Raw genomic sequence first — 25,870 nt, 5'->3', positions numbered from 1 at the left:
ACCGTTCACGTCATTTTCGCCCTCGGATGCGTCCGGTCATAAACTTCCTTCATCTTCGACTTCGTCACATGCGTATACACCTGGGTAGTGGAAAGGTCGGCATGGCCCAGCATTTCCTGCACCGAGCGCAGATCCGCCCCATTCTCCAGGAGATGCGTGGCGAAGGAGTGCCTCAAGGTATGCGGCGTAATGTCCTTGTCCACTTCGGCGTCCGCGGCGTAACGCTTAAGCATTTTCCAGAAGCCCTGGCGCGTCATGCGCGTACCGAGGTGATTCACGAACAAGGCCGTTTCGGGCTTGTGCGCCTTCATCAGCTGAGGCCGCGAGGCGGACACATACTCGTCGACCACTTTGGCGGCCATGCTTCCGAGCGGAATAATCCGTTCTTTGGCCCCGCTTCCGACGCAGCGGACAAATCCGAGGCTCGTGTTGACGTCGCCGACATCCAGGCTGATCAGCTCCGATACGCGAATGCCGGTCGCATACAGCACCTCCAGCATGGCCTTGTCCCGGATGCCGTTGCTCGTGTCCGACTGCGGCGCCGCGAGCAGGCGCTCCATTTCGTCCATGGTCAGCACCTGGGGCAGCTTCTTCTCCTGCTTCGGATTCTCGATATCGCGCGTAGGGTCGAAATCCATCCTGCCGCAGCGGATCATATAACCGTACAAGGAACGGATCGAAACAAGCGTCCGGGACTGGGTCGCCGTAGCCCTCCCGAGCTGCTTGAGACGGGAGATGTAGCTGACCACGTGCACCTTGCTCGTCTCGCCCAGCGTCCGGATGTTCTGCTGCTCCAGAAATTCTATATACTGCTGCAGATCCCGAGCATACGATTCGAGCGTATTCCGGGACAAGCCTTTCTCATGTTCCAGATAGTCCATGAATACTTCCAGATCTTCTCTCAAGTTTCCTTGCTCCTTCATGGCATTTCTAAGCTAGCCGGTTTAAGTCTATATACCATTCGTCACAAAACCGATAATTCCTCTTTATTCCCCGTACCAATAAAACAAACGGAGCCTCGCGCCCATACTCTCGCTGCCTTCCGTCTGAATCGCGTGCTGCTGGAACACTTTTACCGACGTGCCGCTGGGATGGCGGTACTTGTCAACCGGTTCGACCCAGACCGAAAACAGGGCAAACACCCGGTACAGGACATAAGTCAGCGTAACGAACAAAACGAGGAATTTGGTCCTCTCCAGCCATTTATGTACGGATACGATCATACAACCCGTCCCCCCCTTTATAACAAGCGTATGATAAGGGAACGCAGGATATGCGGCTCCGCGGCACCTGTGTAATGTTTCGGCTATAAAAAGAGGGAGCGCCCCGCAGAGGCCCTCCCCAACCGTTAAAGAAGCGATTCCGCGCCGTCGATGTAAACTTCCGTCCCCGTAACGTGGCCGGAAAGGTCGGAACCCAGGAAGACCAGCAGGTCCGCCACCTGATCCGCCGTTCCGGGACGATCCGCCAGCGGCATGCTCGTTTCCGGATATTCCACCGGTATCCGGATTTCCTCCAGCTCCGGCGTACGTTCCGTACTGTCCTCAATGTTCGTGTCGACCGAACCCGGACAGATGACGTTGACGCGGATTTTATAGCGGGCCAGCTCAAGCGCAGCCATTTTGGCGAAGGCTGCCTGCCCCGCTTTGGAAGAGCTGTAGGCCGTAAACCCGAAGTTTTTAAAAATCCTGGTTCCGTTGATGGAACTGGTGATCACGATGCTGCCCCCGTTTTCTTTGAGCAGCGGCACCGCGTATTTTACGGTCAGGAACGTCCCCTTCAGATTGGTCTGCAGGGTTGCGTCCCATTCTTCCGGTTCCAGGTCTTCGATCGGCGCGATTTTACCGTTAATGCCCGCATTGGCCAGCACGATATCAAGCCGTCCCCATGTTTCCTGCAGCTTCACGTATGCCTCTTTGACCTGTTCCGGGTCGGAAATATCCGCTTCGGCGACAATCGCTTCTCCGCCCTTGCGCATAATAATTTCCTGGACATCCTCGGCATATTCTTTGCGGATGTCCACCAGGCAGACCTTGACTCCCAGCTTGGCGAGTTTCAGCGCCGCCGCTTTGCCTATCCCCGAGCTTGCTCCGGTGATAAGCGCCGTTTTTCCGGCCAGGCCGTATTCCCCTGTATGTACGGTATTGGTCTGCTCCATGGACCGTCCTCCTCTGAAAGCCGACACCTGCAAGGTAGCGGCATGTTGGTGATGGGTATGTTCCACTGCCTCCTTACCCGGTGAACCGCCCGAAGAAACGACAGAACGCGCCCGATTTTCATCTTCGTGAGAAGGGCTGCGATCGGCTGCAGAAGCGCCAAAAAGCCCGCTGAACGGGCAGCGGGCTTCCAGGGGGCATGCAGACGCATCAAGCAGACAAAAACCTTCCGCGTCTGTTTAAACGAGCGTAGAAGGTTTTGCGCTTGCATGATGATGGTGATGCTTCGGGTTAGCATCTTTATTTTTCGGCTGATCGGCGCCCTTCTCCAGACATCTGTGGCAGATACCTTGAAAATCGAGGCGGTGATCCAGCACTTTAAAATTATATTCACGGGCGAGCCGTTCTTCCAGCGGTCCCAGCCAATCTTCCATAATTTCGTCCACTGCGCCGCACTGCACGCAGATCAAATGATGATGATGGTGATGAGTGCTGTCGCTGCGAAGATCGTAACGGGCTACGCCATCTCCAAAATTCATTTTCTCAAGCACATGCATATCGCTAAGCAATTCGAGCGTCCGGTACACGGTAGCAAGTCCGATTTCAGGAGCTTTATCCTTGACGAGCATAAATACGTCCTCGGCGCTAAGGTGATCTTCTTCATTCTCGAGCAGCACTCGAACCGTCGCTTCCCGCTGGGGAGTCAGCTTGTAACCTTGGGATTGCAGCTGCTGCTTGATCTTCTCAATACGTGCTTCCATACTCCTCCCCCTCTTACAACGCGTCTAAACGGCGCGATAGTTTCCCTTTTTTCATTATAGAGGGAGGGAGTCACGAAAGTCAAACGACTATTTAGAATGATTCTAGTTAGTAAGAGCCGCCAGCATCGGCGTAACCCACTTCATCATCGTCGGAGACACGAATGCTTCCAAAAGCGCCGCCCCAAGCATGCAGACGCCCATCGCGAGCGTAACGCCGGAGTAACGCATGAACGGGTGATAGATCGTTCCGCTCCGGCGGACGAGCCTGTTCTTGATAATGAACAGAGAGAAACTGATGGAAACGACGCTGCAGATCAGAATGGCGGGAACGACAATCAGATTCGGGGGCGCGATGGAAACAAGAGCGAAAGCGATGCCTTTCCAAGAAAGCTGCCCGACCATAAAGCCTACGCTGAAGCCGATCAGGACGCCTTTTAGAAAATCCAGCACGAGAATAAGCGGCAGTCCGATAACGGACAGCCCGAGCGTCCAGATGAGCAGAATCCATTTCATATGAAGCGAGAACGCCGCCAGCATCGACTGCTTCCCGTCCACCTGGGCCCCGTCCTCTATCGTCCGGTAGAACGAACTGAGATAGCGCCCCAGCTCCTGCTTCTGTTCGAGAGACAGCGCATTGACCATGACGGCGCCGAACACGACACCCACGACGAAGAGGACCGAGACGAATAGAAAGAGCGTAAACTGTTCTTTGAAATACTGCTTCAAGGTCTGCATAGCCGGCATGATAAGTCCTCCTTGTCCGCTTGTTCACTATAGGCAGTATATGCGGCGGATAACCGGGATAGACCAAGCCGTACGGCAATGTGAAAAAAGCAAAAAAGCCCTCTCGGCTTGAGGGCTTTTGCTTCGGCGATTCGCCACCGGCGGTCATCCGGCAGAAGCGGCCTTCAGGCGTCGGTTGCTGCCTGTCCTACGCCTCCGGCAGAGGCGTATCGGTCGGCTTGCCCGCGGTGCCTTTATAGGTCTCGTCGATCTGCTTGCGGATTTCCAGCGGCGTTTTGCCGTCCTTCTTAAGCGAGACGGCCTTTACCGCGATCTCCATGCAGATGCCGCAGCGCGTCCCGTGATCGTCCCAGACGACGGAACCGTCCGCATTCGTTTCGCGGATGAAGCAGTTCTGGTTGCTCTTGTGGCCGGCGCTTTCGCCGCAGCCGCAGTAGCACGGCATGGACTGCAGCAAGTCCGCGTTTTTGCCGGCCAGCTCGTAAACAAGGCGGATTTCTTCGCGCTGCTTGTTCAGAAATTTCGGCAGGACGGCGGACGAAGCCGTCTTCTCCTGCAAGTCCCCGTTGGCGGCTTGATGCGCCGCGCCGTCACCGTGCGCATCCTGCTTGGCTCCGCCGCTTCCGCATGCGGCGGCCAGCATGCTGGCGCACAAAAGGGTGGCCGTAAGCAGGCCCCACTTTTTCTTCATGTTCAGATTCCCCTCTCCCTTTGCGGGAATTAGATCGCTTCTGTTACGGGCCCGTGTTTGTGTTTATCCGTTTGCGCGGGTCCCGTTCGTTCCCTTGTCAGCCGGCTTTGCTTTCGCCGGCGCTTTGACTTTACCGTAAGTGCCTCCGCCGCCCACCTGGAGATCGAGGACGCCCGTCCGGGCCTCCAGGATCATCCCGGCAATGTCGTCTCCCACCGTCTCGGCCAGCTCGCTTCGCGTTGCCCGGTGCAGGATGTTCATTTCGGTGCCGAATCTGGCGAGCAGCTGGTCCAGCTTTCTTTTGCCCAGTCCCGGAATGAATTCCAGCGGTACCTGGTAGTAATAGGGCGGCCGGTAATCCGGCACATGCGGCTCCTCGCGGTCTGCAAGCTCCATGATGCGGTCCATAACGCCGCGGACTACTTTGGGACTGCCGCAGTACAGGCACCTTCCAACGGCCGCCTCGCTCTCGTCCAGGATGCTTTCGCAGCTCAGACAGTAGGTGCGGTGATATTTGCCGAGCCGCGGATTCAGACCGTAGTTCGCGGTAACCGCGCGGCCTCCTTCTCTACGGAGAGCGAGCACCAGCTCCGCGAACGTAGGCTCCGCCAGCCGAAGCTCGTTGTACTCGCGGCCGATTTTCCCGAGCGAATGGGCATCCGAATTCGTGACGTACGTGTAGCGGTCCAGCTCCGGCAAATAGCCCGCCATTTCGGAATCGGAGCTGAGCCCGAGCTCGACGCCCGCCAGCCCGTCCAGATCCAGCATATGCTCCATGCGGGTCGACCCGCTGCCGTAGATGCTTTTGTGCGGCGTAAAAATGTGCGCGGGAATGAGTATACCTCCCCGCCGGAGCACTTCGGCCTGAAGCTCCCTGGCCGTGACATACATGCGCTGGGAGCTCAGCTCCACATTTTTCATCCGCGGGCGCATCCACTCCGTGAACTCTTTCATCTGAGCCAGCTTCGGGAGAAAAACAAGCAGATGCACGGGTCCCATACCCGGATCGCGCACCTCGATTTCGCTCCCCAGCAGAACCGTGGTCTGGTGATACCGGATGCCCCCGCCGGCCAGCTCCTTCATTTCGCCGGCAGCGAGATAGTGCTCGATCTCTTCCTGCACCGCCGGCGAATGGCAGTCGATGATGCCGACGATCTCGATTCCTTTGCGGTCGGACGCCTCACGGGCAATGTTGTAGAACGTCAAGTTCCGGGCTCCGCTGATCTTGACTGCGGCTCCCTTCTCCGTCCGGCCGATATGAATGTGAAGATCCGCGTAGTACGTCCGCAGCATCAGAACGAGCCCGTCATCTTGTACGCTTGCCAGGCGTATACGGCCGTGATGGTTTTGGCGTCGCTGATGCTCCCGCGCGCAATCAGCTCTTTCGCCTCCTGGAGGGTGATCGCTTCGCACTCCAGAAATTCGTCCTCGTCCGGCCGCGCTTCCCCGCGGACCAGGTTCTCGGCTACGAACAGATGAAGGATTTCATCGGCAAAGCCCGGAGACGTATAAAAGGAGCAGACCGAACGGACCGACTCCGAACTGTAGCCTGTTTCTTCCTCCAGCTCGCGGATCGCCGCCCGGATCGGCTCTTCGCCGGGATCGAGCTTGCCGGCCGGAATTTCCACCTGGCTTTTTTCCAGCGCCTTGCGGTACTGCTCCACCACGATCATCCGGTCGTCGTCCGTTAATGCCAGAACGGCCACCGCACCGGGATGCTTCACGATCTCGCGCGTGGCCGTTTCCCCGTTTGGCAGACGGACATGATCCACCTGCAGCGTAATGATTTTCCCCTTGAAGATGGGTTCGGTTTTTATCGTAACTTCCTCAAATTTCCGATTGTTTTGATCAGCTGACATGTCCCGCTCCTCCCCCGGGTAAATCCCGGAAACGCTTATTTTCTCCACTATTATATCAAATGGCTGAAAAAAAACGGCTTTACCCTGTGTTGAATTATGGCAAAACGGGGAAAGAATGAATACAGGGTTTTGTGCCTTATTTTAACAGCTGACATAACTCGTCCCTTACTCGCATAGGTTTTAACCTAAACTAAGTGCGGAAATGAGGAATGAATCATGAAAAATTATACAGCTTCCGAAAGCCTGTGTCTTGTCGGAAAGGCATGGGAAATTAAACAATATCTTCAGCTCGCCGTTCAGAAAGGCGGACGCGATCTGCCTCTCGTCGTCTTTTTGGAACAAAAATCAGGATGAACCGGCGCTGACCTCTCCCTGCAAGCCTAAAACGGTTAAGGCCTTCCGAACCGGCTTCCGACCCCAGGTTCAATCAAATCGTGAATCCCGTACGATTGTAAAGGCGCCGCGGTAGGTTCCGGCTGTTTACGGACGAGCCTCTGTAATTCGGCCGCAACCCGGCTGCGCTCGCTTTCCGTTATATTCATATACGATACTCCCCCGATCATCGCCGTAGCAGCGTCAAGCGGCATCGTGACCACGTCGTTTCCGGTAAGAGCGGAAAATGTGCTCGCAAACTGGAAAACGGTTCGGGCCGGTATGTCCATGCGGACATTGCCTCCCATAATTTTAAGAAGGTTATTGATCTTAGCCACGTTGCGGTATTGAACCGTCTGGGTAAGCAGCTCGCGCACAACCTGCTGCTGGCGGCGCATTCGGCCGAAATCTCCGTCCGCATCTCCCCGGTACCGGGCATAATTAAGCGTCTGCTGACCGTTCAGCGTCTGCCTGCCTTTCATAAGATACACATGACGATGGGTAATCCGGTCGTCGAAGTCCATATTTTTCTCCACGTCAATCGACAATCCTCCGAGCGTATCCACGAATTCTTTGACGCCGTTAAAATTAAAAGCCACATAGTAATCTACCGGGATGCCGAAAAACGCTTCGACGGTTTTCACCGCCAGATCCGCCCCTCCGTAAGCGTAAGCGTGGGCCAGCTTCTCTTTGCCGTGTCCCTGAATGCGGATCCGGGTATCCCGCGGGATCGAAAGCAGCGTTATTTTCTGGCTTGAAGAATCGGCAACGGCCAGCATGTTCGTGTCCGAACGCCCCTGTTCCACGTTCCCGGAGTCTATTCCCAGCATAAGAAACACATACGTCTGTTTGGCAAGGGTTTCACGGACCGGTGCGGGATTCACCGGATTCGTTTGCGGAACTCCCATTTCAGTCCGTTCTTTGTACACCAGATTCCAGCTGTGATAAGCGTTCCACGCGTAATAACCGCCGACCGCGAGCAGCAGGGCAAGCGGCAGCGCAGCCCAGAGCCAGAACCGTTTTCTTCTGCGTTCTCGTTTCATCCGTCCCGTTTCACCCCCCGATTCTGCAAGATGTGCAATATCAGTAGTATGGGGAAACCGCCGGCAAAAAAAAGATCCCCGCCCCTAACATCTTCTGTAGAAAGCGGGAAACTTTGTGAAACCGAAACAAAGACGTAAGACATACTTCTCCTCCGGGAGCCGTACGTTTTTGTTGATACAACTGGAAGAACGGAAACCCAAAAACAAAACCTCCATCCGGATGGCCGTTAGGCCTGTCGGGATGGAGGTTTTTTGGTTCGGACTGCTTATTTCGCTTGTTCCGTTACTTCGCGGACGATAGCCACGACCGCTTCGGCTGTTTTCACGAGATCGGATACGGCGATATGTTCGTTGGTGGTGTGAATTTCCTTGTAACCTACCGCCAGGTTCACCGTAGGAATTCCCATGCCGTTGAAAATATTCGCGTCGCTTCCTCCGCCGGAGTGGAACGTGCTGGTTTTGCAGCCCATGCCTTCCAGGGCTTTCATGGCCAGCTTCACAACCGGCGATGTTTCGTCGTGCATGAAAGCGGGATACACGATATCCGCTTCGAAATCGCACGTCGTGCCGAAATCTGCCGCCGTGTCTTTGCACGCCTGCTCCATCGCGGCGAGCTGGGCCTCCAGCTTGCTTTGGACGATGCTGCGCGCTTCCGCTTCGAGAAGCACGCGGTCGCAAACCACGTTAAGAGGACCGAGGCCGGAGAAGCTGCCGATGTTAGCCGTCGTCTCCGAATCCAGACGGCCCAGCTTCATGCGGGATACCGCTTTACTTGCCACTTGAATGGCCGAAATGCCGTCTTCCGGGTTCACACCCGCGTGAGCGGATTTGCCGTACATGACGATCTTGATTTCGGCGCGGGCCGGAGCGGCAACGGCGATCTCGCCGATCTCGCCATTGGAGTCCAGCGCATAGCCGAACTCCGCCTTCATGACGGACGGATCCATCGCGCGGGCGCCTTTCAGCCCGGATTCTTCTCCAACCGTGATGACGAACTGGATGGGACCGTGAGCGATATTTTGCTCCTTCAGCACCCGGATAGCTTCGAACATGGCCGCGATTCCGGCTTTGTCGTCACTGCCCAGAATCGTGGTTCCGTCGCTGCGGATAATTCCGTCTTCACCGATTTGCGGCTTGATTCCGTTGCCCGGAGCTACCGTATCCATATGGCTGGTAAAGAAAATGCACGGAGTGGACTCCGGTGCGCCGCTCGCTTCCAGCATACAAATCAGGTTTCCGGCGCCGTGACCGGTTTTCTCGGCCGCGTCATCCGTCTGGATGGAAAGACCGAGTTCCTTGAATTTCGTCTGCAGGACGACACTGATCTCCTGCTCGTATTGCGTCACGCTGTCGACTTGTACAAGCTCGATAAATTCTTTTATTAACCGTTCCTGCTGGATCATGGGTTCCCTCCGTTGTTGCAATGGTTTACAATAGAGTCAGCGAAAAGTTTGTCCGAATAGGAGTGATTGGTATGAAACGCAACCGTCTGTTCAAAATCGTCGTGTACATCATGCTGTTCAGCATGGTCGCATCGACCTTGATGGTCTCCCTCAGCTTCCTGACAACCTCATAATACGCCTCAATACAGCTTGGTTTCAAGATTGTAGGCTTCCATATTTTCCTTCACGCGCTGTAAAAAGCGTCCGCAGATAACCCCGTCCAGAATCCGGTGGTCCAGCGACAGGCAGATATTCACCATCGAACGGACCGCGATCATATCCTGGATAACGACCGGCCTTTTCACGATGGATTCGAAGGTCAGGATGGCCGCCTGCGGATAGTTGATAATCGGCTGCGAAAGGATGGAACCGAAGGACCCCGTGTTGTTCACGGTAAAAGTGCCCCCCTGCAGGTCGTTTAACGACAGCTTGCCGGTGCGGGCCTTTTTCGTTAGGGTGTCCGCTTCGAGGGCAAGCCCCGCGATATTCATCTGATCCGCTTTCTTGATCACGGGCGTCAGAACGGATTCTTCCGTACCGACCGCAAGCGCGAGGTTGATATCCCGCTTGATGATGATTTTATCGACCGCCCAGACCGAGTTCATGATCGGGTAGTCTTTGATGGCGTTGACCACAGCTTTCAGAAGAAACGGAAGATAGGTAAGATTGATCCCTTCGCGGCGCATGAATTCTTCTTTGACCTTGCTCCGCAGGGTCACGAGATTCGTTACGTCCACTTCGATCATCGTCCAGGCGTGCGGAATTTCCGATACGCTCTGGCGCATGCGGCTCGCGATCGTGTTGCGGATCGGCGTCACATCGATGAACGTTTCCCCCCGCGAATCGGAATTCTTGTCGAATTCGAGCGGCGTCGGCGGATTCTGCGATAGGTGAATGCCGCTGCTGCGCACCGGAATTTGCGGTTCGGGTCTGTAAGGATTAACAATCGGCGCTTCCGCAGACGGTTGATGCGCCGGCGCGGATGGCGCTTGCTGCGCCGCGGGAGCCGCATGCGTCTGCCGTGCAGCCTGGCTGCCGCCGCTGGGAGCCGCAGGTGCCCCGCCCTGCGCTATGTAGGTTTCGACGTCCTTGCGCGTAATGCGCCCGCCGAAACCCGTGCCCTTGACGCGGCCGAGATCCACGGCGTTCTCCGCGGCAAGACGCTGCACGGCGGGCGAGTACCTGCCGCGCATGCTCTGGTCGGCGCTGTCTTCCGCGATTGCCGCCGCGGAGTCTCCCTGCGATGCAGGGCCGCCGCTTGCGCCCGCGGAAGCCGTTTCCGCCGTCTCCGGCACTTCCAGGAGGCAGATCGGGTCTCCTACGGCTGCGGTCTCGCCGCTGCCGACGAGGATTTTGACCAGCCTGCCTTCGATCGGGCTGGGCATTTCGACGTTGACTTTGTCCGTGTACAGCTCGCAAAGCACGTCGTACTGCTGGATATAGTCACCGGGCTGCTTCAGCCAGGTACCGACCGTAGCGGAAACGAGACTTTCCGCCAGATGAGGCACCGGCACTTCGGCCAGCCGGAATTTTGTTTCGCTCATATCGCGTTCCCCCATTAAAACTGCGCGAGTTCTCTCATCGCGTCCGCTAATTTGTCCGTGTTAAGCAGGAAAAACTTCTCCATCGGCGGGTTCATTCCGACGGCCGGGACATCCGGGCCGCATAACCGGCGGATCGGCGCATCGAGATCGTACAGCAGCTCTTCGGCCACGATAGCCGCAACTTCGGCTCCGATCCCGCCTGTTTTGTTATCCTCATGGGCAATCAGAACCTTGCCCGTCTTGGCCGCCGCTTCCAGAATCGCCTCGACGTCAAGCGGCTGGATCGTGCGCAGATCGAGCACGTGGGCGCTGATGCCTTCCTTCGCCAGCTCTTCCGCCGCCTGAAGGGCGTAGTGCACCGCAATTCCGTACGCGATCACGGTCAAATCCGTGCCTTCGCGTTTCACTTCGGCTTTGCCGATCGGTACGATATAATCGCCTTCCGGCACTTCCGCCGAAAGCGAGAGGTAGCATTTCTTATGCTCAAAATAAAGTACTGGGTCCGGGTCCCGGATAGCCGCCAGAAGCAGCCCTTTGGCGTCGTAAGGATTCGACGGCGCGACCATTTTGAGGCCGGGCGTTCCGAAGAATACCGATTCCGGGCACTGCGAGTGATAAATCGCTCCGCCTCCCGCCGCTCCGTAAGGGGCGCGGATGACGATCGGACAGCTCCAGTCGTTATTGGAACGGTAGCGGATTTTGGCCGCTTCGCTGATAATCTGATTCGTCGCCGGAAAAATAAAGTCCGCGAACTGGATTTCCGCGATCGGTTTCATCCCGTACATCGCGGCTCCGATCGCCGTTCCGACGATAGCCGATTCGGCCAGCGGCGTATCAAGAACGCGGCTTTCGCCGTACAGGTCACGCAGACCTTTCGTCGCGTTGAGCACGCCGCCTTTGCCGACGTCTTCTCCCAAAACAAATACATTTTCGTCGCGCTGCATTTCGTCCTGCATCGCCGAACGGATTGCTTCCAAATAGGTGATTACTGCCACGTTGCTGCCTCCCTCTGCTCTTGCACTTACGCCTGGGCGTATACGTGCTTCAGCGTATCTTCGCCTGTCGGATAAGGAGCCGTGTCCGCGTAGGCTGTCGCTTCATTGATTTCCTTCTGAATCTCAGCCTGCAGCTCCTGGTCCTTCTCTTCGCTCCAGATGCCGCAGTCGATCAGATATTGACGGAATTTCGGCAGTCCGTCTTTGGCGCGGTTCTCTTCCACTTCTTCCTTCGTGCGGTACAAGAGATCGTTATCCGACGTGGAGTGCGGAGGAACTCGGTACAAATCCGCCTCGATCAGCGTCGGGCCTTCGCCCCGCAGAGCGCGCTCGCGGGCTTCCTTCACCACGCGGTACACTTCCAGCGGATCGTTGCCGTCCACCTTCACACCGGGGAAGCCGTAGCCGATCGCCCGGTCGGCGATATTGCCCGCAACCTGCTTGTCATGCGGAACCGAAATCGCGTACCGGTTATTCTCGCACATGAGAATGACCGGCAGCTTGTGCACGCCGGCGAAGTTGCAGCCTTCGTGGAAGTCTCCCTGGTTGCTGGAACCTTCTCCGAAGGTCACGAAGGAGACAAGCTCGTCGCCCTTCATCTTGGCGGCCAGGGCAATCCCGACCGCATGCGGCACCTGCGTCGTAACCGGGCTGGAGCCCGTCACGATCCGGTGCTTGCGGTGTCCGAAGTGGCCCGGCATCTGGCGGCCGCCGCTGTTGGGATCTTCCGCTTTCGCAAATACCGAAAGCATCAGTTCCTTCATGGTCATGCCCACCGAAAGAACAAACGCGTAATCGCGGTAGTACGGGAGGAAATAATCTTTCTCGGCGTCAAGAGCGTATGCCGCTCCGGCCTGAGCCGCTTCCTGGCCTACGCCCGATACGTGAAAGGCAATTTTGCCGGAACGCTGCAGAAGCAGGGACCGCTCGTCGAATTTGCGCGCGAGCAGCATGGATGTATACATTTGAATGACTCTTTCATCGGAAAGTCCTAATTGCTGATGCTTAACGTATTGACCGATGGACATTGGGGCTGCGCCTCCTTTTTGTTACCTGGTCTTAATACTAGACACTATATGCTTATTATAAACGGTATTCTTGTCCAATTCAACGGACATTTGGCACAGACAGCCGGTTTCTACCCTTGGTTAAATGTGGATGGCCCGGCCTTCGGCGGCGAGAACCGCTTCCGCGAACGCCTCCGAAAGCGTCGGATGCGGATGAATCGTGCTGCCGATTTCCCACGGGGAAGCCTCCAGAAGCTGAGCCAGCGCGGCTTCGGCGATATAATCCGTGACGTGAGGTCCGATCATGTGAACGCCGAGCAGATCGTTCTTGTCCGCGTCGATCACGACTTTGACAAAGCCGTCGTTCTCCCCGTACACGATGGCTTTGCCGAGCGGCTTGAAGCCGAACTTGCCGGTCTTGATCTTGAAGCCTTTCTCCTTGGCTTCCGCTTCCGTCCAGCCCACGGACGCGATTTCCGGCCGCGTGTAGACGCATCTCGGGATGCGGTGCGCCTCGTGTGTGTGCGGCTTCAAGCCGCAGATATGCTCGACCGCGACGACGCCTTCGTGGCTGGCCGCGTGGGCCAATTGCAGACCGCCGATCACATCGCCGATGGCATAGATGTGGGGGATATTCGTCTGCATGTGCCCGTTCACGCGGATGAAGCCGCGCTCGAGCTTCACATCGGTGTTCTCCAGCCCGAACTGTTCCACGTTCGGAGCTCTTCCCACCGATACGAGGATCTTGGCGGCGGCGAGCTCCACGCGCTCGCCCTTCTGCTCGGCGGCGACCGTGACGCCGGAAGCGTCCTTGCGGAGCGTGTCCGCGAGCACGCTTGCGTTCGCGAGCACCTTCACGCCGCGCTTGCGGAGCAGCCGGTCCAGCTCGCGGGAGATTTCCTCGTCCTCTGTCGGCACGAGGCGGGGGCCGGCTTCCACAACGGTTACGTCCACGCCGAAATCGTTCATCATCGACGCCCACTCCACGCCGATTACACCGCCGCCGACAATGATCAGCGAATCCGGCAGCGCTTCAAGCGCCAGAGCCTCGTCGCTTGTCAGGATGTGTTCGCCGTCCGGCTCCAGACCGGGCAGGATGCGCGGACGCGATCCCGTGGCGAGGATGAGGTGTTCCGGAACCAGCGTCTCGAAACTGCCATCCGGCATTTCGACGGAAAGCGTTCCGCTTCTCGAAGAGAAAATCGACGGAGCCATAATACGGCCGATTCCGTTAAAGACGTCGATTTTATTTTTTTTCATGAGATACTGCACGCCCTTGTGAATCTGAGCTACGATGCCGTCTTTACGTGACTGCACACGGGTGAAGTCCAGGGAAACGTCAGGCGCAATGACACCGAACTCTTCCGCTTGCCTGGTTGTCGCCAGAACCTCCGCACTTCTCAAAAGCGCTTTGCTCGGGATACAGCCGCGGTGCAGACAGGTTCCCCCCAGTTTGTCTTTCTCCACCAACGCCACTTTCTTGCCGAGCTGGGCCGCACGGATAGCGGCGACGTAACCGCCCGTTCCGCCTCCCAAAATTACGATATCGTACGCTTGTCCACTCATTTTTATGTTCCTCCTGTTCTTTAACGAAACCTTTGGATCTTTCATGATTTTTCATGATCTTTCATGATCCTTCATGCTTTTATGTGTATGAACCTGTTATGTATGGCAGGGTTGATTCGTCCTCATTGTACAACGTACAAGGGCCTTCCGTAAAAGTCGGCTGCCGGGCAGGCGCGTGTCCCCGTACGGCCGATCCCCGTCCCGTTCATTGTAACCCCTGTACGCCCTTAAAATATAGTAGGCGTCCAAAATAGACAGAAGCATCCGGACACGGTATCATGGGAATAAAGGCGCTAAGCCCTCACTTATTCTCTTCTCTGATTTGAAAAGGAGCCGCATTATGAAAGATAAATTAAGCCGTTTTGTCGCGATCATGCTTCTCGTTATTCCCGGCGTTATGGCGACCTACGGTTTTCTGTCCATGAAAGACGCGTTTTTCCATCAATTCGAGGCGGAAGGCTATATGCATTGGGGCAAATTCGTCCTCGGTTTCATTCTATTCGGTCTCGGCGTCGCCTTTATCGGCGGCTGGACCTTTTTCCGGGACCGCAAGCGCAATTACGTCGCACCGCGGTTCAAAGTGAAGCGCAGACGGTAATTTAAGTTCGTCCAGGCCGGTAAAAAGAATTCCCGAGCTTCCGTCGCCCGGCTTGGTATCGCATGATGCATGACCGAGGGTATCCGCCCGGCAGACATTCATTCCGCTCCGGCCGTTAGATTGCGGACAAGCACCTGTGCAACCTCCGAACAGACAAACAGCCCCGCCGCCCGAAAGGTCATCCTTTCAGCAGGGAGCTGTTTTTTTATGCCGCGGAAAAAATCATCAATCGTTAATGAACGACACCTTGAAGAGCCTGCTCCACCCGTGTGACTCCCTGGGACATGGCATGACCTCCGCCGATTGCGGCCGCGACCGCTACCGTTTCTCTGATTTCCTCGGCGTTCGCCCCTTTGCTCAGCGCTTCCTGGACGTGGTAGAACGTGCAGACCTCATTGTTGGCAAAAAGCCCCATGCCCAGTGCGATCAGCTGCTTGGTTTTCGCGGGAAGCGCACCGTCTTTGAAGCATTCGCCCGTAAACTGATGATAAGCGTCCGCTACCGACGGAAGCTGTTCCTGCAGCTGTGAAATTCCGGTTTTATAGGCGTCGATCTTGGCGTCCATCGCCCCGCCGCCCGCATGTGTTGCAGAACTCATTGTAGTCACCCCACTGGCAGATTCCGTTTGGTCTCCTGTAGAGTGCCCCAAGCGCCTTGCGCCCATACGAAAAGCAAATCAGCGGCGTCGGCACCGTTCCGCGCTCCCGCAACCTGACAGCCTGAACACCGGCCGCTGCGCTTTAGCCTTCTTCTTCGTCTTCGGGCCGCACGGGAAACTCCACGATTTCCCAGGAGATTCCGATTTCCCGGTCCGCCCAGCTGCGGATATTGATCTCAACGGCTTGCAGCAGTTCCTCCTCCGTTAAATGATCCACTTTACGATCCTCTATCTGAAGAAAAGCTTCTTTAATGTACTCGCCGCCTACGGAAAGGTCTATTCTGATTTTCACGCTTCCCGGCACCTCCTTCAATGTTCGCGGTCTTTGCAGGACAGTAAGCGTCCCGTCAGCTTCAGGCCCGGCCGTCCCGCCTTGCTCGCTTGGTGCGGGTTGTTATGGCTCACATCTTTGCTGCCCGTACTATTCATTGTCAATCCGGCGCCTTAAGGAGTATACTAGATAGAGTATTCAAAAGTCTGTGAAGACTTAAAAGGAGGCCCATCCGACATGGCGATCAGCCGAGCACGCAAGCTGCGGGACAAACAAATCCGCGAAGGAAAACTCGATCCCGCAATCAAACGGAAATCGTGGGACGGCGTTCAGCCCGCCACCAAATCCACACCGACTCTGCAGGAGAAAAAAAGAAGAGTCGCGCACAAACATAAACGGAACTCGTTCCCGCATACGGAGGACGGTTCCGTTTATTATTTTACACCGGCTTCTTCATCCGGGATCACCCAGGGCAGAGCAAGCGGGTTATGAGCGTTTAAGTAACGGACAAGCTGCTCCTTCTCGTCCGGCTTGAAGGTATATTTGCAAGAAAAACCGTTAAACAGCAGCTCCAGGCTGCGGATGCGTCCTTCCGGCGAAGCCAGAACATCCACGACGTAGTAAGAATCCGGTTCGTCTTCGAAATGGACGCCGACGGCAAGATTCAGTTCGCTTTCCGCCGAAATCACTTCCGCATAATCGATCTCCATAGGGCCTCCAACCTTTCTATTGAATACAACGTGCTGAATTTATTATAATATAAAAATCCACTGCCTGTCTTTGTCCGAAGACGCAGGAGTGACTAAGGAGGAAGAAACATGGCATATGATCCGCAGGTTGTTGAAGCAACCAAAGTAAGCGATAACCCGAAAAACGGCTTGTTTGAAGTCGTTGTCGTTCTGAAAGACCGTACACACGGCCGTATTTTCTTCGAACGCAATCTGCAATCCGGAGAAATCAAAGCATCCCGTATTTCCCGGCTGCTGAAGGAGCCTTGCCCGATCTGCCGCAAAGATTTCCTTTGCAACTGCCTGGATCGGTACCTGGACAACATTTCCGGCCAAGCTCTTCAAAAAATCGAATCCTAACCCTTCTCCGGAAGCAAGCATAAAAAGCCTGTGGAACGTTCATCCGTTCTGCAGGCTTTTTATAAACTGTACGTTTGGAGACGGCTCACGGACACTGCTTCCGCCGGAATTTGCGGAAAGCCGGCGGTTTATCCGAGTGTGTCGGACAGGACGGCCAGGCAGAGAAATACGAGTAGAAAAACACCCATCGCGGCATAATCGCGAGCTTGCATCCGTAGTGTCCGGCTTCGGGTCCTTCTGCCTCCCGTCCGGCTGTAGCCTCTGATCTCCAAAGCCGTCGAGAACTCGTCGGCCATACGGATCAGAGAGAACATGAACGGCAGCGCCATAATCCGAAACTCGGCTAGCCCTAGCCCGCTTTTGCCGCTGCGCCCCTGTCCCCTCGCTTTTGCGATACGGCCGAACCGGTTCCACTGCCCGCCGATAAGCGGAATAAACCGGAACATAAGCGAAGCCGTCAGCGCAACGGCCTCCACCGGGAACTTCAGCCCCGCGAGAACGGCCAGCCCCTGCTCCACACCCTGCTTCATCCGCAAATAGCCCACCGTAAGCGGAAAAAGGACGCCCAGGACAAGCACCAGCATCAGGTTCGATAACGCCCGGACCGCCGCAAGCGCCGCCTGGGGGTTGAAGCCTATCGGACTTTCACCTTGACCGGCCCCAATCGTCAGTCCGGCGATTACGGCCGACAGACCCGTAAAAATCAGAAAAGCGCGCAGAGGCTTCCAGACGGCTCTGAAGGGGACCTGCGACAACAGAACGGCCGCCGCGGTTATTGCCGCGGACACAGCCAGGCCGATCAGCGACTTTTGCAGCAGGATTCCCGCCGACAAAAGCACATACCCGATCCAGAAGGTTCGGGGATCGAAACGGCGTCCGATCGGCAGGGCGGGCGGAGAGGGCTCCATTGCCGGGGATAGGCCGCTGCCGGAAGACGGAGACCGGTCATCGGCCGATGTGCCTGCCTGTACGGTCTCGGCGGCAGACGAGTCAACCTCGATAGCAGGCGAGCCGGCCGGTATGCCGCATTCATACGGGCCGGCTGAAACTGCGCCGTCCGGGGCGGTCGCGCTGCCGGAAGCGAAGGTTGGCGGGCTGCCGGATGCGGCAGACGCGCCAAGGCTGCCGCAAAGCACGGCGTCGCGGGACGCGCTGCCGGGGCTCGCGGGCGCATCCGCGGAGGCCGCGGCGCTTAGCCGCTTCTCCGGCGCGGAAAGCCCCGCCGCCGCGTCCGCGCCTTGCCCGCGCCGCGCCCCTGCCGCCAGCGCGGCGGCGATCGCCTGCGCCGTCTCCTCCGGCGCGGGAAGCCCTGCCGGCACGTCCACGCCGTGCCGGCGAAGCAGGCTGCCGAGCGCCAGCGCTTCCGGCGGCAGAAGCCCCGCGTCCCCCAGCATAGCGGGACGCGCAGCCAGCTCCGCAGGGGTACAGTCGTGCACGACTGTACCCTGCGAGAGCATCACGATGCGGTCCGCCATCGGCAGGAACGCATCGAGATCGTGCGTCGCGACGAGCGCGCAGCCGCCCGTCCGCCGCGTCCAGCTGCGCAGCGTGTCGGTGAGCCTCGCGGCCGCCTCGTGGTCGAGGCCCGCCGTCGGCTCGTCGAGCAGCAGCCAGCGGGGCCGGGACGCGAAGACGGACGCGAGGGCAGCTCTGCGCTGCGTACCGCCGCTGAGCTCGTGAGGGCGCTCGTCCAGCAGCTCCGGGCCGAGGCCGAACAGCTCCAGCGCCTCGGCTATGCGGGCTTCCCGCTCCTCCCCGCTCAGCTTGAACGGTCTCAGCGTATAGTGGAACTCCCCCCGGACCGTTGCCGCGAAAAGCTGCTCGTGCGGGTGTTGGAAAACAAGCGCCAGCTTCCGCCTCGCCTCCCTGACGCTTTGTTTGCTGCCCGGCCACAGCCCGGTATCCCCGTACCGGATGACGCCCCCGTCCGGAACGGACAGCCCTCCCAGCATATCCAGCAGCGTCGATTTGCCCGCTCCGCTTCGGCCGATGAGCAGCGTGATCTCTCCGGGAACTGCCGTGAAGGATACGTCCCGGACGGCAAAAGTAGCGTCCTGCCCGCCGACGGTTTTCGAAAGGTTTTTAACGTGCAGGCAGTCCATATCGGTTCAAAACCTCCATCAATTCGCCCGGCGTTACCGGCCGCTCTTCAAGGCCGAGGGCTTCCAGCCTGTGTAGCTCCCTTGCGACCTCTACCGTGTAGGGGAGCTCGTATCCCAGCTCCAGACAAGGAGAAGAAGCTGGCCTGTTTGCCCCGATTTTGACCCAAGAGCCGTCTTCAGACGATGTTCCGTAGAAAAAATTCCGCACATCGCCCGAATAGGCGATCTTCCCTTCGTCCACAACGATAACCCTGTCCGCGAGAGCGAGTTCATCCAGCCTCTGGGTGATCCAGACGATGGTCACGCCCTGCCCGTGAAGCTGCGAAAGCGCGCCGAGCACCATGCTGCGCGAAAAGGAATCCAGCATTGAAGTCACTTCATCCATCAGCAGAACGGAAGCGCCGACAGCCAGCGCTCCCGCCACAGCCGTCAGCTGCTTCTGGCCGCCCGATAAAGCTTCGCAGCTATCATCGCGTTTATCCGCCAAACCGACGAGTCCCAATACATGACGGGCTGTTTCCGGCATTCGTTCGGGATCTATTCCGGCGTTTTCCATTCCGAAGCATACATCTTCGTACACAGTCTCGCCGATAAGCTGGGTATCCGGATTTTGCAGTACCATGCGCATCCGCTCCCCGGACGTCCAGCCGGGTTCGATAGAACCGCCCGCCGCCGGAATGAGCCCGGCCATCACTTTTGCCAGGGTGCTCTTGCCGCTGCCGTTGCGGCCGACGACGGCGAGCCATTCGCCTTTATGCAGCTCTATATTTATTTCGTTCAGAAGTGTTTGATCCGCGGCTGAGACGCCCTCCGCCGGCTCTCCTCTTTTTATGACGGACACTTCGTGCATTCTATAGGGAGATTGCGTATGTTTCTCGTGATCGTTTTCCATTTCCGTGCAAATACCTCCAGCCTGTTCACAAACCTATTCACAAAACCGCCCCCGCTGTGCTACAATGCGGATTGTCAACCGAAATACATAATACAAAGTTAACAAATGATTGGAGAAGATGCAATTGAAACGTTCGTCATTCACCGTCCGCGGGATTACGTTCAGCGCCATGTTTGCGGCACTGCTTGTCGCGCTAAGCTTCGTTAATATTCAATTCGGTTTTTCGCAGGTGCCTTTTACGCTGGCGAATTTCGCCATCATGCTCGCAGGGGCTCTGCTGGGCGCCCGCTACGGCTTTTTCAGCATCGCCCTTGTAGTAGGCTTAACGGCTCTCGGGCTTCCGCTCTTGCACGGAAGAGGAGGACTGGACCTGGTACTCGGTCCGACGGGCGGGTTTATCTGGGCGTACCCTTTCGCCGCTCTGTTCATCGGCCTCCTTGTTCCGCGCATCAAAGGCAGCGGAGTCATCGCATTCGTGCTTATTTTCTTGACTCTCTTCGTATTCGGCTCGCTGCTGCTGTACGTTACCGGCGTTCCTTGGATGGCCCATGTCGTTTCCAACATGACCCTGACGAAGGCTTTGTCCGTCGGCTGCATTCCTTATCTCCCCGGCGATGCCGTAAAAGCGTTTATCGGGGCTTTGATCGTCCTTCCCGTCCGGAGAATGTATCCCGTTTCCCGTCTGGTCGGTGCGGAGAGCGCATGGGCTTCCAGATAAGCGGTGCCTAAGCCCCCGCGTTTCACAGCAAAAGCCGTGTCTGCTTCCGCAGATCCGGCTTTTTTACGTGCGCTGCTATTTCTTCTTCGTGTTCTCTTCAAACGTCTTGATCTCTTCATCGGACACGTTGCCGGCAATAATTCTCTGCTTGGGCATGATGTGCTGATTACGAGCGATTACATGAGTCCGGACAAAATAAATCCCGTCCTCTTTAAACGTGTTTTTTACGCTATAGACCCCCTTGTCCTCGTAGGTTGCAACCACATTTACGGCGGTGTCGACGTTCTTGATATTCCAGATTTCGAACTGGATATCTCCCGCATCTTTGACGGGCTCCTGGCCCTGCTTGACCTCTACCTTCAGAACGGTTTCCTGGTTCAGCGGCACTTTTTCCGGCGCCATAATGGTCACGGTTAGCTTCTCTGCGGACTCCTGCTTGGTCCCGCCCGAAGTGTTTGCCGTCTGCGAACAGGCCGATAGCGCCAGTGAAGCGGCCAGTAACGTTAATGCGAGTATTTTTTTCATAGTAGACGCCTCCGGTTATCCGTTTAGCTTGACGGGCCGCGGTAACCTTCTATTCGTATCCACGCGTTCTCACTCTTTTAGAATAGGAGATTTAAGCACGTTAAACAAGCTTTTTTTACAAAATGTTACACGTAACGACTTTTATTACAGCAAACACAAAAAAACTTTAAACCTAGATGAAAAGGTACTATTTCCTCCCGTTTCCGTAAATCCGGACGGATTCATTTGACACCCGCGCGAAATTGGCTTTAACTGATTTTAAAGGCTGGCGTCTCTCGCGTAAACAGCCGACCTCAAGAGAACGGAGACTATCGACCATGTACGCCCATTTAGAAGACTGCATAGCTGATTTGGAGAAAAACGGACACCTGATCCGCATCAAAGAAGAAGTCGATCCTTACCTGGAAATGGCGGCCATTCACTTAAAAGTCTATGAAGCCGGAGGTCCCGCCCTGCTGTTCGAAAAGGTAAAAGGCTCGAAATTCCAGGCGGTTTCCAACCTGTTCGGCACGCTGGAACGAAGCAAATTTATTTTCAGACATACATGGCAGGATGCCGAAAACATCATCGCCCTCCGCAACGATCCCGTCAAGGCGCTTAAGCAGCCGTTCAAAACCGCGGGCAACGGCCTGGCCGCTTTTAAGGCTCTTCCGTTAAAAAAATCCGGCCTTCCCGCGGGCTTCAGGGAAATCTCGATTTCCGATCTTCCCCTGATTCAGCACTGGCCCATGGACGGCGGAGCTTTCGTCACCCTGCCGCAGGTTTATTCGGAGGACCCGGAGAAACCGGGCATCATGAACTCCAATCTGGGGATGTACCGTGTCCAGCTCACCGGCAACGATTACGAAACGGACAAGGAGATCGGCCTCCACTACCAGATTCACCGGGGCATCGGCATTCATCAGGATAAGGCCAACAAGCAGGGCGCTCCTTTAAAAGTAAGCATCTTTGTAGGCGGGCCTCCCGCTCACACGCTGTCGGCGGTTATGCCTTTGCCGGAGGGCCTGAGCGAAATGACGTTTGCCGGCCTTCTTGCCGGACGCCGCTTCCGCTACAGCTATGCGGACGGCTACTGCATCAGCCACGATGCGGATTTCGTCATTACCGGGGAAATTCATCCCGGCGAAACGAAACCGGAGGGCCCTTTCGGCGACCATCTCGGCTACTACAGCCTGACGCATCCGTTCCCGGTTCTCCGCGTGCACAAAGTGTACGCCCGGGAAAACGCCATCTGGCCGTTTACCGTTGTCGGGCGTCCTCCCCAGGAGGACACCTCATTCGGCGAGCTCATCCACGAATTGACGGGGGATGCGATCAAGCAGGAGATTCCCGGCGTCAAAGAAGTTCATGCCGTCGATGCGGCGGGTGTGCATCCGCTTCTGTTTGCGATCGGCAGCGAACGGTATACGCCTTATCAGCAGGTCAAGCAGCCTGCGGAAATTCTTACTCTGGCCAACCGGGTGCTCGGCACAGGTCAGCTGAGCCTCGCCAAGTATTTGTTTATGACGGCGGAAGACAAGCAGCCGCTCGATACCCATAAAGAAAAAGATTTTCTCGCCTATATCCTCGAACGGATCGATCTGAGGCGCGACATTCATTTTTACACGAACACCACGATCGATACGCTCGATTATTCGGGTACGGGCCTGAATACCGGAAGCAAGGTGCTTTTTGCCGCTTATGGGGATAAGAAAAGGGACTTGTGCACGGAAGTTCCCCCTGCTCTGACGGAACTATCTCCGTTCGCAGAGGCGAGGCTCGTCATGCCGGGCGTTGTCGCGATGCGGGGACCTGCCTTCGAGACATACGAGAAGGCTTCGCAGGAGCTGGAACATCTGTGCGGCGCCATTGCGGGCAAAGGCCCGCTTCCAGGCTGCCCGATGATCGTTTTGTGCGACGACAGCGAGTTCCTGAGCGCGGACTTCGCCAATTTTCTGTGGGCCACGTTTACGCGCAGCAACCCGTCGCACGATATGTACGGCGTGAACAGCGCCTACGAGTACAAGCACTGGGCCTGCGACAACGTCATCATCGACGCGCGCGTCAAGCCGCATCAGGCTCCGCCTCTCGTTCCCGACCCCGAGGTCGAGAAGAATATCATGCGGCTGTTTGCCCCGGGAGCAAGCTTGGGCGGAGTGTTGAAAGGCTGAGCGGCAAAAGCAAGTTCAACTGTTCATGCGACCGCAGCTGAAAGCCGTATCGGATTTCACACGGCCTTAGGCAGCATATAAGCTGCAAGCAGGGTGGTCAACCGACCGCCGACATACAGCGAAACACCTTTTGTGTGCACCACCACAGGCCAGGGCCTGTGGTGGTTTTTATTTTCAGAAGGGAACCTATGGGTTTGACTGACAACTCAACCGTATTCGGCCGGCTTTAATCTTCGGTTTATTTCGATGCGCACGCCATCGCCTTAATCGTTCATAGAACCTTTCATTCCACGTCCGCGTCATTCGTCATCCGTTTTCAGCATCCGTACTGTCCAAGCATCGAGCAAGTGCAGCATATCCCCGATTCCGCGGCTGTTTTCGAGAGGAAAATAAACGGCTGCCGAACCTGCCAGCGCCCCGATAATCGGACGGAACTTCTTACCGCCGAGCACTTCAACCCGGCTGTAGGTGTGAAGGTCTTTCTCTACCCACTGCCGGGCCAGTTCATCCGAAGAGATGATGCCGGCATTCACGGCTCCGAAAGCCGTGTCGTAATTGCCGGGCACCGTATCCGCAGGCATCAGGAAGCCGTATTTAGCGGATAAAATGACCCAATCGCAGCCGCTGGCTTCCGCGTAGGCACGCGCTTTCCGGTTCAGGGCCCCGGTGTAAGCGTCTCTCGCCGATGCCGGTCCGTGGGTCGCATCCCGGTCCCATATTTTTCTTTTGCCGGGAGGGATAATGCATAGGGTATCGGATTGCATAATCTGGGCTTCTCCATTCAAGTGAGTTTGCCTTAAGTGTATCAGAGATCATCTGCCGGCGCTCCCGAAACCGGATCGGATCGGGCGAATTAACCCGTACAGAGACAAAGGTACAGAGACAGATGGAATTTACGTTTCGCCATATTGTACAGAAACGCACAGCGGTCTTCTCGACGCGTGTAGACGCCGTGCAAGATGCAGCGTCAGAGGCCTAGGGGGCGCGGGGCCTCTATCGCTCGAATGTAAACCTACGGCTGCGCCCAAGTTACTAGCCTATTCCCTCTCCCTCACTCATACGTTAGTAATAAACGAGCGGGAAAGGAGGCGGTTCTATGGCGATCAAGCCAGGCGCACTGCTGCCCGGCGATACGGTCGGAATCGTCACCCTGGGCAGTCCGCTGAGCGCCGAAACCATTCAGGCACGGATTGCCTATTTGCAAAGCTTGGGGCTAAACGTTCTTCTGGGCCGTTACGTGTACTCCGCAAACGGGTATCTCGCCGGAACGGACCGGGAACGCGCCGAAGATTTTATGTCGGTCTACGCCGATCCCCGCGTGAAAATGATCCTGCCGACAAGAGGCGGCGTAGGCGTCGCGGACATCCTGCCGTACCTGGATTATGCTTTTATCCGGCAAAATCCCAAAATCGTGACGGGCTACAGCGACATTACCGTCCTGCTCAACGCCCTCTATAAGCTGGCGGACCTGATTACGTTTCACAGCCTGCTGCTCATCGACTTCAGGCCGGACACGCCGCCGTACAACTTCGAGCAATTTTTCACGGCGACCTCATCTGTTGCGGCTCCACGCCCCATCGCGAACCCTCCGGGCATCCCTTTAATTGGGCGAGTCCCCGGCAACGTCTCCGGCCCGATTATCGGAGGGAACCTCACCTCCCTGGTCGGATCGCTGGGAACGCCGTTTGAAGTCGACACCACGGGAAAAATATTGCTCCTGGAAGAAACGCACGAGCCGGTCAACACCGTGTACCGCTATGTCGAACAGCTTCGGTTGGCCGGCAAACTCCAGGCTTGCGCCGGTATCGTCATGGGCGAATGCACCAACTGCGAGGCCGCCTACGGCAAGACGTACGAGGACCTGATCAGCGAAGTGATCGTCCCCTTGGGAAAACCGATGCTGACCAACCTTGCCTCCGCTCACGGCCTCTACAAAGCCGCCATCCCGATCGGCGCCAATGTGAATTTGAACGCGTCGGCCGCAACACTCACGCTGCTGGAGGCGGCTGTCAGGTATTGAACGTAAAAAAGCTCACTCCGCCGCAAAGGCTGGGGTGAGTTTTTTCAAGTTGTTTCACAGTATCTACAGCTTTTCGTTAAATTTCATCGTCTCCATTAATTGCTGAAAATTCTCCAGTGAACTTTTATAAGTAACCGTATAGGATGAATTCCTGATGGTAAAAAATTGGGCGTCCGATTTGAATACGATAAGCGTATCAATTCTGCTGTCCCAATCTAGATGATTCTTGTAAGTCAATTGCACAGCGTCATGTCCAAACACACTTATTTGTTTTTCATCCAGGATATCATCGTTAGAAATGGCCGCCTTCTTTTTGACAGAATCCACGTATTGTTTGAGCGTAAAGTTTTTGGTCTGCTGGTTTTCGGGTTCATCGGCTATAAATAACATCGTATAATTAAAATACTTTAACACCAAGCGGATATTTTCCTCATCTTCTATGCTGATATAATCTTGAGCTTCTTCATCCACTTCAGGTTGTATGGAATCAATTCCGGCCATATTTCTCCAGAGCCCGTATGCTCTAAAGCGGAGCTTGTTATCGGTACAGTATATCAGAATATTTATGGTGTTTCACCTCAAATGTATTCGGCTTTACTTGCGATAAATGCAGTTGGTCTAATTCTTGGTTCCCAGGTTGTTGGGCGGCTCAATCACTTGAAGGCAGA

At 56.3% G+C, this 25,870-nt stretch carries 30 protein-coding genes; 8 read left to right on the top strand and 22 right to left on the bottom strand.

Translation table 11 applies throughout. The annotated features are described in order from the left end of the window. Window positions 1–5: 5 nt before the first annotated feature. The 8 genes from xerD to ABH899_RS07890 form a co-directional block, all read right to left on the bottom strand. Entirely contained in the window at window positions 6–905 is a 900-nt protein-coding gene (gene xerD, locus ABH899_RS07925) for a site-specific tyrosine recombinase XerD (protein ID WP_218229785.1), read from the bottom strand. A gap of 81 nt (window positions 906–986) precedes the next feature. Further along, the gene (locus tag ABH899_RS07920; protein WP_369995390.1) at window positions 987–1,223 is read right to left on the bottom strand and encodes a DUF4227 family protein; all 237 of its coding nucleotides are present in this window, start codon (window positions 1,221–1,223) and stop codon (window positions 987–989) included. Window positions 1,224–1,348: 125 nt separating this feature from the next. Continuing rightward, complete coding sequence (locus tag ABH899_RS07915) at window positions 1,349–2,158, bottom strand: SDR family oxidoreductase (RefSeq protein ID WP_369995388.1); 810 nt, start codon at window positions 2,156–2,158, stop codon at window positions 1,349–1,351. Between the two features lie 237 nt (window positions 2,159–2,395). Next, window positions 2,396–2,917 carry a ferric iron uptake transcriptional regulator gene (gene fur / locus ABH899_RS07910; RefSeq protein WP_009674384.1) on the bottom strand — a complete coding sequence of 174 codons (522 nt, stop codon included), beginning with the start codon at window positions 2,915–2,917 and terminating at the stop codon, window positions 2,396–2,398. A 102-nt stretch (window positions 2,918–3,019) separates the two neighbouring features. Further along, the gene (gene spoIIM / locus ABH899_RS07905) at window positions 3,020–3,661 is read right to left on the bottom strand and encodes a stage II sporulation protein M (protein ID WP_009674435.1); all 642 of its coding nucleotides are present in this window, start codon (window positions 3,659–3,661) and stop codon (window positions 3,020–3,022) included. A 187-nt stretch (window positions 3,662–3,848) separates the two neighbouring features. Then, window positions 3,849–4,352: a PCYCGC motif-containing (lipo)protein gene (locus ABH899_RS07900; protein WP_369995386.1), complete on the bottom strand. Its 504-nt coding sequence runs from the start codon at window positions 4,350–4,352 to the stop codon at window positions 3,849–3,851. Between the two features lie 63 nt (window positions 4,353–4,415). Further along, window positions 4,416–5,645: an endonuclease Q family protein gene (locus ABH899_RS07895; RefSeq protein WP_369995384.1), complete on the bottom strand. Its 1,230-nt coding sequence runs from the start codon at window positions 5,643–5,645 to the stop codon at window positions 4,416–4,418. After that, window positions 5,645–6,211 carry an NUDIX hydrolase gene (locus ABH899_RS07890; protein WP_369995383.1) on the bottom strand — a complete coding sequence of 189 codons (567 nt, stop codon included), beginning with the start codon at window positions 6,209–6,211 and terminating at the stop codon, window positions 5,645–5,647. The genes ABH899_RS07895 and ABH899_RS07890 overlap by 1 nt, the downstream gene beginning before the upstream one ends. A 216-nt stretch (window positions 6,212–6,427) precedes the next feature. Here ABH899_RS07890 and mciZ point away from each other — a divergent pair, with 216 nt between their 5' ends. Continuing rightward, window positions 6,428–6,565, top strand: coding sequence for a Z-ring formation inhibitor MciZ (mciZ, locus tag ABH899_RS07885; protein WP_009674388.1), 138 nt, complete (start codon window positions 6,428–6,430; stop codon window positions 6,563–6,565). A gap of 35 nt (window positions 6,566–6,600) precedes the next feature. Here the strand turns inward: mciZ and ABH899_RS07880 are convergent, their stop codons facing one another. Further along, a complete protein-coding gene (locus tag ABH899_RS07880) occupies window positions 6,601–7,626 on the bottom strand; it encodes an LCP family protein (RefSeq protein WP_369995380.1) in 1,026 nt (341 codons plus the stop codon). Window positions 7,627–7,892: 266 nt separating this feature from the next. Beyond that, the gene (locus ABH899_RS07875; RefSeq protein ID WP_009674394.1) at window positions 7,893–9,029 is read right to left on the bottom strand and encodes a M20/M25/M40 family metallo-hydrolase; all 1,137 of its coding nucleotides are present in this window, start codon (window positions 9,027–9,029) and stop codon (window positions 7,893–7,895) included. A 71-nt stretch (window positions 9,030–9,100) separates the two neighbouring features. Between ABH899_RS07875 and prli42 the strand changes: the two genes are divergently transcribed. Next, complete coding sequence (gene prli42 / locus ABH899_RS07870) at window positions 9,101–9,202, top strand: stressosome-associated protein Prli42 (RefSeq protein ID WP_016423989.1); 102 nt, start codon at window positions 9,101–9,103, stop codon at window positions 9,200–9,202. Between the two features lie 6 nt (window positions 9,203–9,208). Here the strand turns inward: prli42 and ABH899_RS07865 are convergent, their stop codons facing one another. The 4 genes from ABH899_RS07865 to lpdA form a co-directional block, all read right to left on the bottom strand. Next, the gene (locus tag ABH899_RS07865; protein ID WP_369995378.1) at window positions 9,209–10,612 is read right to left on the bottom strand and encodes a dihydrolipoamide acetyltransferase family protein; all 1,404 of its coding nucleotides are present in this window, start codon (window positions 10,610–10,612) and stop codon (window positions 9,209–9,211) included. 14 nt (window positions 10,613–10,626) lie between these two features. Beyond that, a complete protein-coding gene (locus tag ABH899_RS07860; protein WP_016423987.1) occupies window positions 10,627–11,607 on the bottom strand; it encodes an alpha-ketoacid dehydrogenase subunit beta in 981 nt (326 codons plus the stop codon). Between the two features lie 26 nt (window positions 11,608–11,633). Beyond that, window positions 11,634–12,635, bottom strand: a complete 1,002-nt coding sequence (locus ABH899_RS07855; protein ID WP_218229779.1) for a thiamine pyrophosphate-dependent dehydrogenase E1 component subunit alpha — start codon at window positions 12,633–12,635, stop codon at window positions 11,634–11,636. Between the two features lie 120 nt (window positions 12,636–12,755). Continuing rightward, entirely contained in the window at window positions 12,756–14,180 is a 1,425-nt protein-coding gene (gene lpdA / locus ABH899_RS07850) for a dihydrolipoyl dehydrogenase (protein WP_369995374.1), read from the bottom strand. A gap of 340 nt (window positions 14,181–14,520) precedes the next feature. Here lpdA and ABH899_RS07845 point away from each other — a divergent pair, with 340 nt between their 5' ends. After that, window positions 14,521–14,778, top strand: a complete 258-nt coding sequence (locus ABH899_RS07845; RefSeq protein ID WP_218229778.1) for a DUF2627 domain-containing protein — start codon at window positions 14,521–14,523, stop codon at window positions 14,776–14,778. Between the two features lie 232 nt (window positions 14,779–15,010). Here the strand turns inward: ABH899_RS07845 and ABH899_RS07840 are convergent, their stop codons facing one another. Both ABH899_RS07840 and ABH899_RS07835 read right to left on the bottom strand, forming a co-directional pair. Then, entirely contained in the window at window positions 15,011–15,376 is a 366-nt protein-coding gene (locus ABH899_RS07840; RefSeq protein WP_009674883.1) for a carboxymuconolactone decarboxylase family protein, read from the bottom strand. Window positions 15,377–15,518: 142 nt separating this feature from the next. After that, complete coding sequence (locus ABH899_RS07835) at window positions 15,519–15,728, bottom strand: hypothetical protein (protein WP_009674872.1); 210 nt, start codon at window positions 15,726–15,728, stop codon at window positions 15,519–15,521. Between the two features lie 216 nt (window positions 15,729–15,944). Between ABH899_RS07835 and ABH899_RS07830 the strand changes: the two genes are divergently transcribed. Beyond that, the gene (locus tag ABH899_RS07830; protein ID WP_016423985.1) at window positions 15,945–16,199 is read left to right on the top strand and encodes a hypothetical protein; all 255 of its coding nucleotides are present in this window, start codon (window positions 15,945–15,947) and stop codon (window positions 16,197–16,199) included. Here ABH899_RS07830 and ABH899_RS07825 read toward each other — a convergent pair. After that, complete coding sequence (locus ABH899_RS07825; protein ID WP_369995370.1) at window positions 16,142–16,417, bottom strand: hypothetical protein; 276 nt, start codon at window positions 16,415–16,417, stop codon at window positions 16,142–16,144. The genes ABH899_RS07830 and ABH899_RS07825 overlap by 58 nt on opposite strands. Before the next feature lie 108 nt (window positions 16,418–16,525). Between ABH899_RS07825 and ABH899_RS07820 the strand changes: the two genes are divergently transcribed. Continuing rightward, complete coding sequence (locus ABH899_RS07820; protein WP_009674880.1) at window positions 16,526–16,795, top strand: hypothetical protein; 270 nt, start codon at window positions 16,526–16,528, stop codon at window positions 16,793–16,795. Window positions 16,796–16,923: 128 nt separating this feature from the next. On the opposite strand, the gene ABH899_RS07815 is transcribed toward ABH899_RS07820, so the two are convergent. Further along, window positions 16,924–18,897 (bottom strand): ATP-binding cassette domain-containing protein, encoded by a 1,974-nt coding sequence (locus ABH899_RS07815; RefSeq protein WP_369995367.1) that lies wholly within the window; start codon window positions 18,895–18,897, stop codon window positions 16,924–16,926. Next, complete coding sequence (locus ABH899_RS07810) at window positions 18,878–19,789, bottom strand: energy-coupling factor ABC transporter ATP-binding protein (RefSeq protein WP_369995365.1); 912 nt, start codon at window positions 19,787–19,789, stop codon at window positions 18,878–18,880. Before ABH899_RS07810 ends, ABH899_RS07815 begins: the two co-directional genes overlap by 20 nt. A gap of 118 nt (window positions 19,790–19,907) precedes the next feature. Between ABH899_RS07810 and ABH899_RS07805 the strand changes: the two genes are divergently transcribed. Then, a complete protein-coding gene (locus ABH899_RS07805) occupies window positions 19,908–20,507 on the top strand; it encodes a biotin transporter BioY (RefSeq protein ID WP_369995363.1) in 600 nt (199 codons plus the stop codon). A 75-nt stretch (window positions 20,508–20,582) separates the two neighbouring features. On the opposite strand, the gene ABH899_RS07800 is transcribed toward ABH899_RS07805, so the two are convergent. After that, a complete protein-coding gene (locus ABH899_RS07800) occupies window positions 20,583–21,032 on the bottom strand; it encodes a FixH family protein (RefSeq protein ID WP_009674918.1) in 450 nt (149 codons plus the stop codon). 317 nt (window positions 21,033–21,349) lie between these two features. On the opposite strand from ABH899_RS07800, the gene ABH899_RS07795 reads away from it, so the two are divergent. Then, the gene (locus ABH899_RS07795) at window positions 21,350–23,182 is read left to right on the top strand and encodes a UbiD family decarboxylase (protein WP_369995360.1); all 1,833 of its coding nucleotides are present in this window, start codon (window positions 21,350–21,352) and stop codon (window positions 23,180–23,182) included. 299 nt (window positions 23,183–23,481) lie between these two features. On the opposite strand, the gene ABH899_RS07790 is transcribed toward ABH899_RS07795, so the two are convergent. Beyond that, the gene (locus ABH899_RS07790) at window positions 23,482–23,946 is read right to left on the bottom strand and encodes a DUF6884 domain-containing protein (RefSeq protein ID WP_369995358.1); all 465 of its coding nucleotides are present in this window, start codon (window positions 23,944–23,946) and stop codon (window positions 23,482–23,484) included. Window positions 23,947–24,278: 332 nt separating this feature from the next. Between ABH899_RS07790 and ABH899_RS07785 the strand changes: the two genes are divergently transcribed. After that, window positions 24,279–25,202 carry a S66 peptidase family protein gene (locus ABH899_RS07785; RefSeq protein ID WP_369995357.1) on the top strand — a complete coding sequence of 308 codons (924 nt, stop codon included), beginning with the start codon at window positions 24,279–24,281 and terminating at the stop codon, window positions 25,200–25,202. 63 nt (window positions 25,203–25,265) lie between these two features. Here ABH899_RS07785 and ABH899_RS07780 read toward each other — a convergent pair whose 3' ends face one another. Then, a complete protein-coding gene (locus tag ABH899_RS07780; protein WP_369995355.1) occupies window positions 25,266–25,703 on the bottom strand; it encodes a hypothetical protein in 438 nt (145 codons plus the stop codon). Window positions 25,704–25,870 lie beyond the last annotated feature (167 nt).

Origin of the sequence: Paenibacillus sp. RC84 (genome assembly GCF_041260495.1) — a bacterium.
Taxonomy (GTDB): domain Bacteria; phylum Bacillota; class Bacilli; order Paenibacillales; family NBRC-103111; genus Paenibacillus_F.
This window is presented reverse-complemented; position numbering and strand designations above follow the sequence as displayed.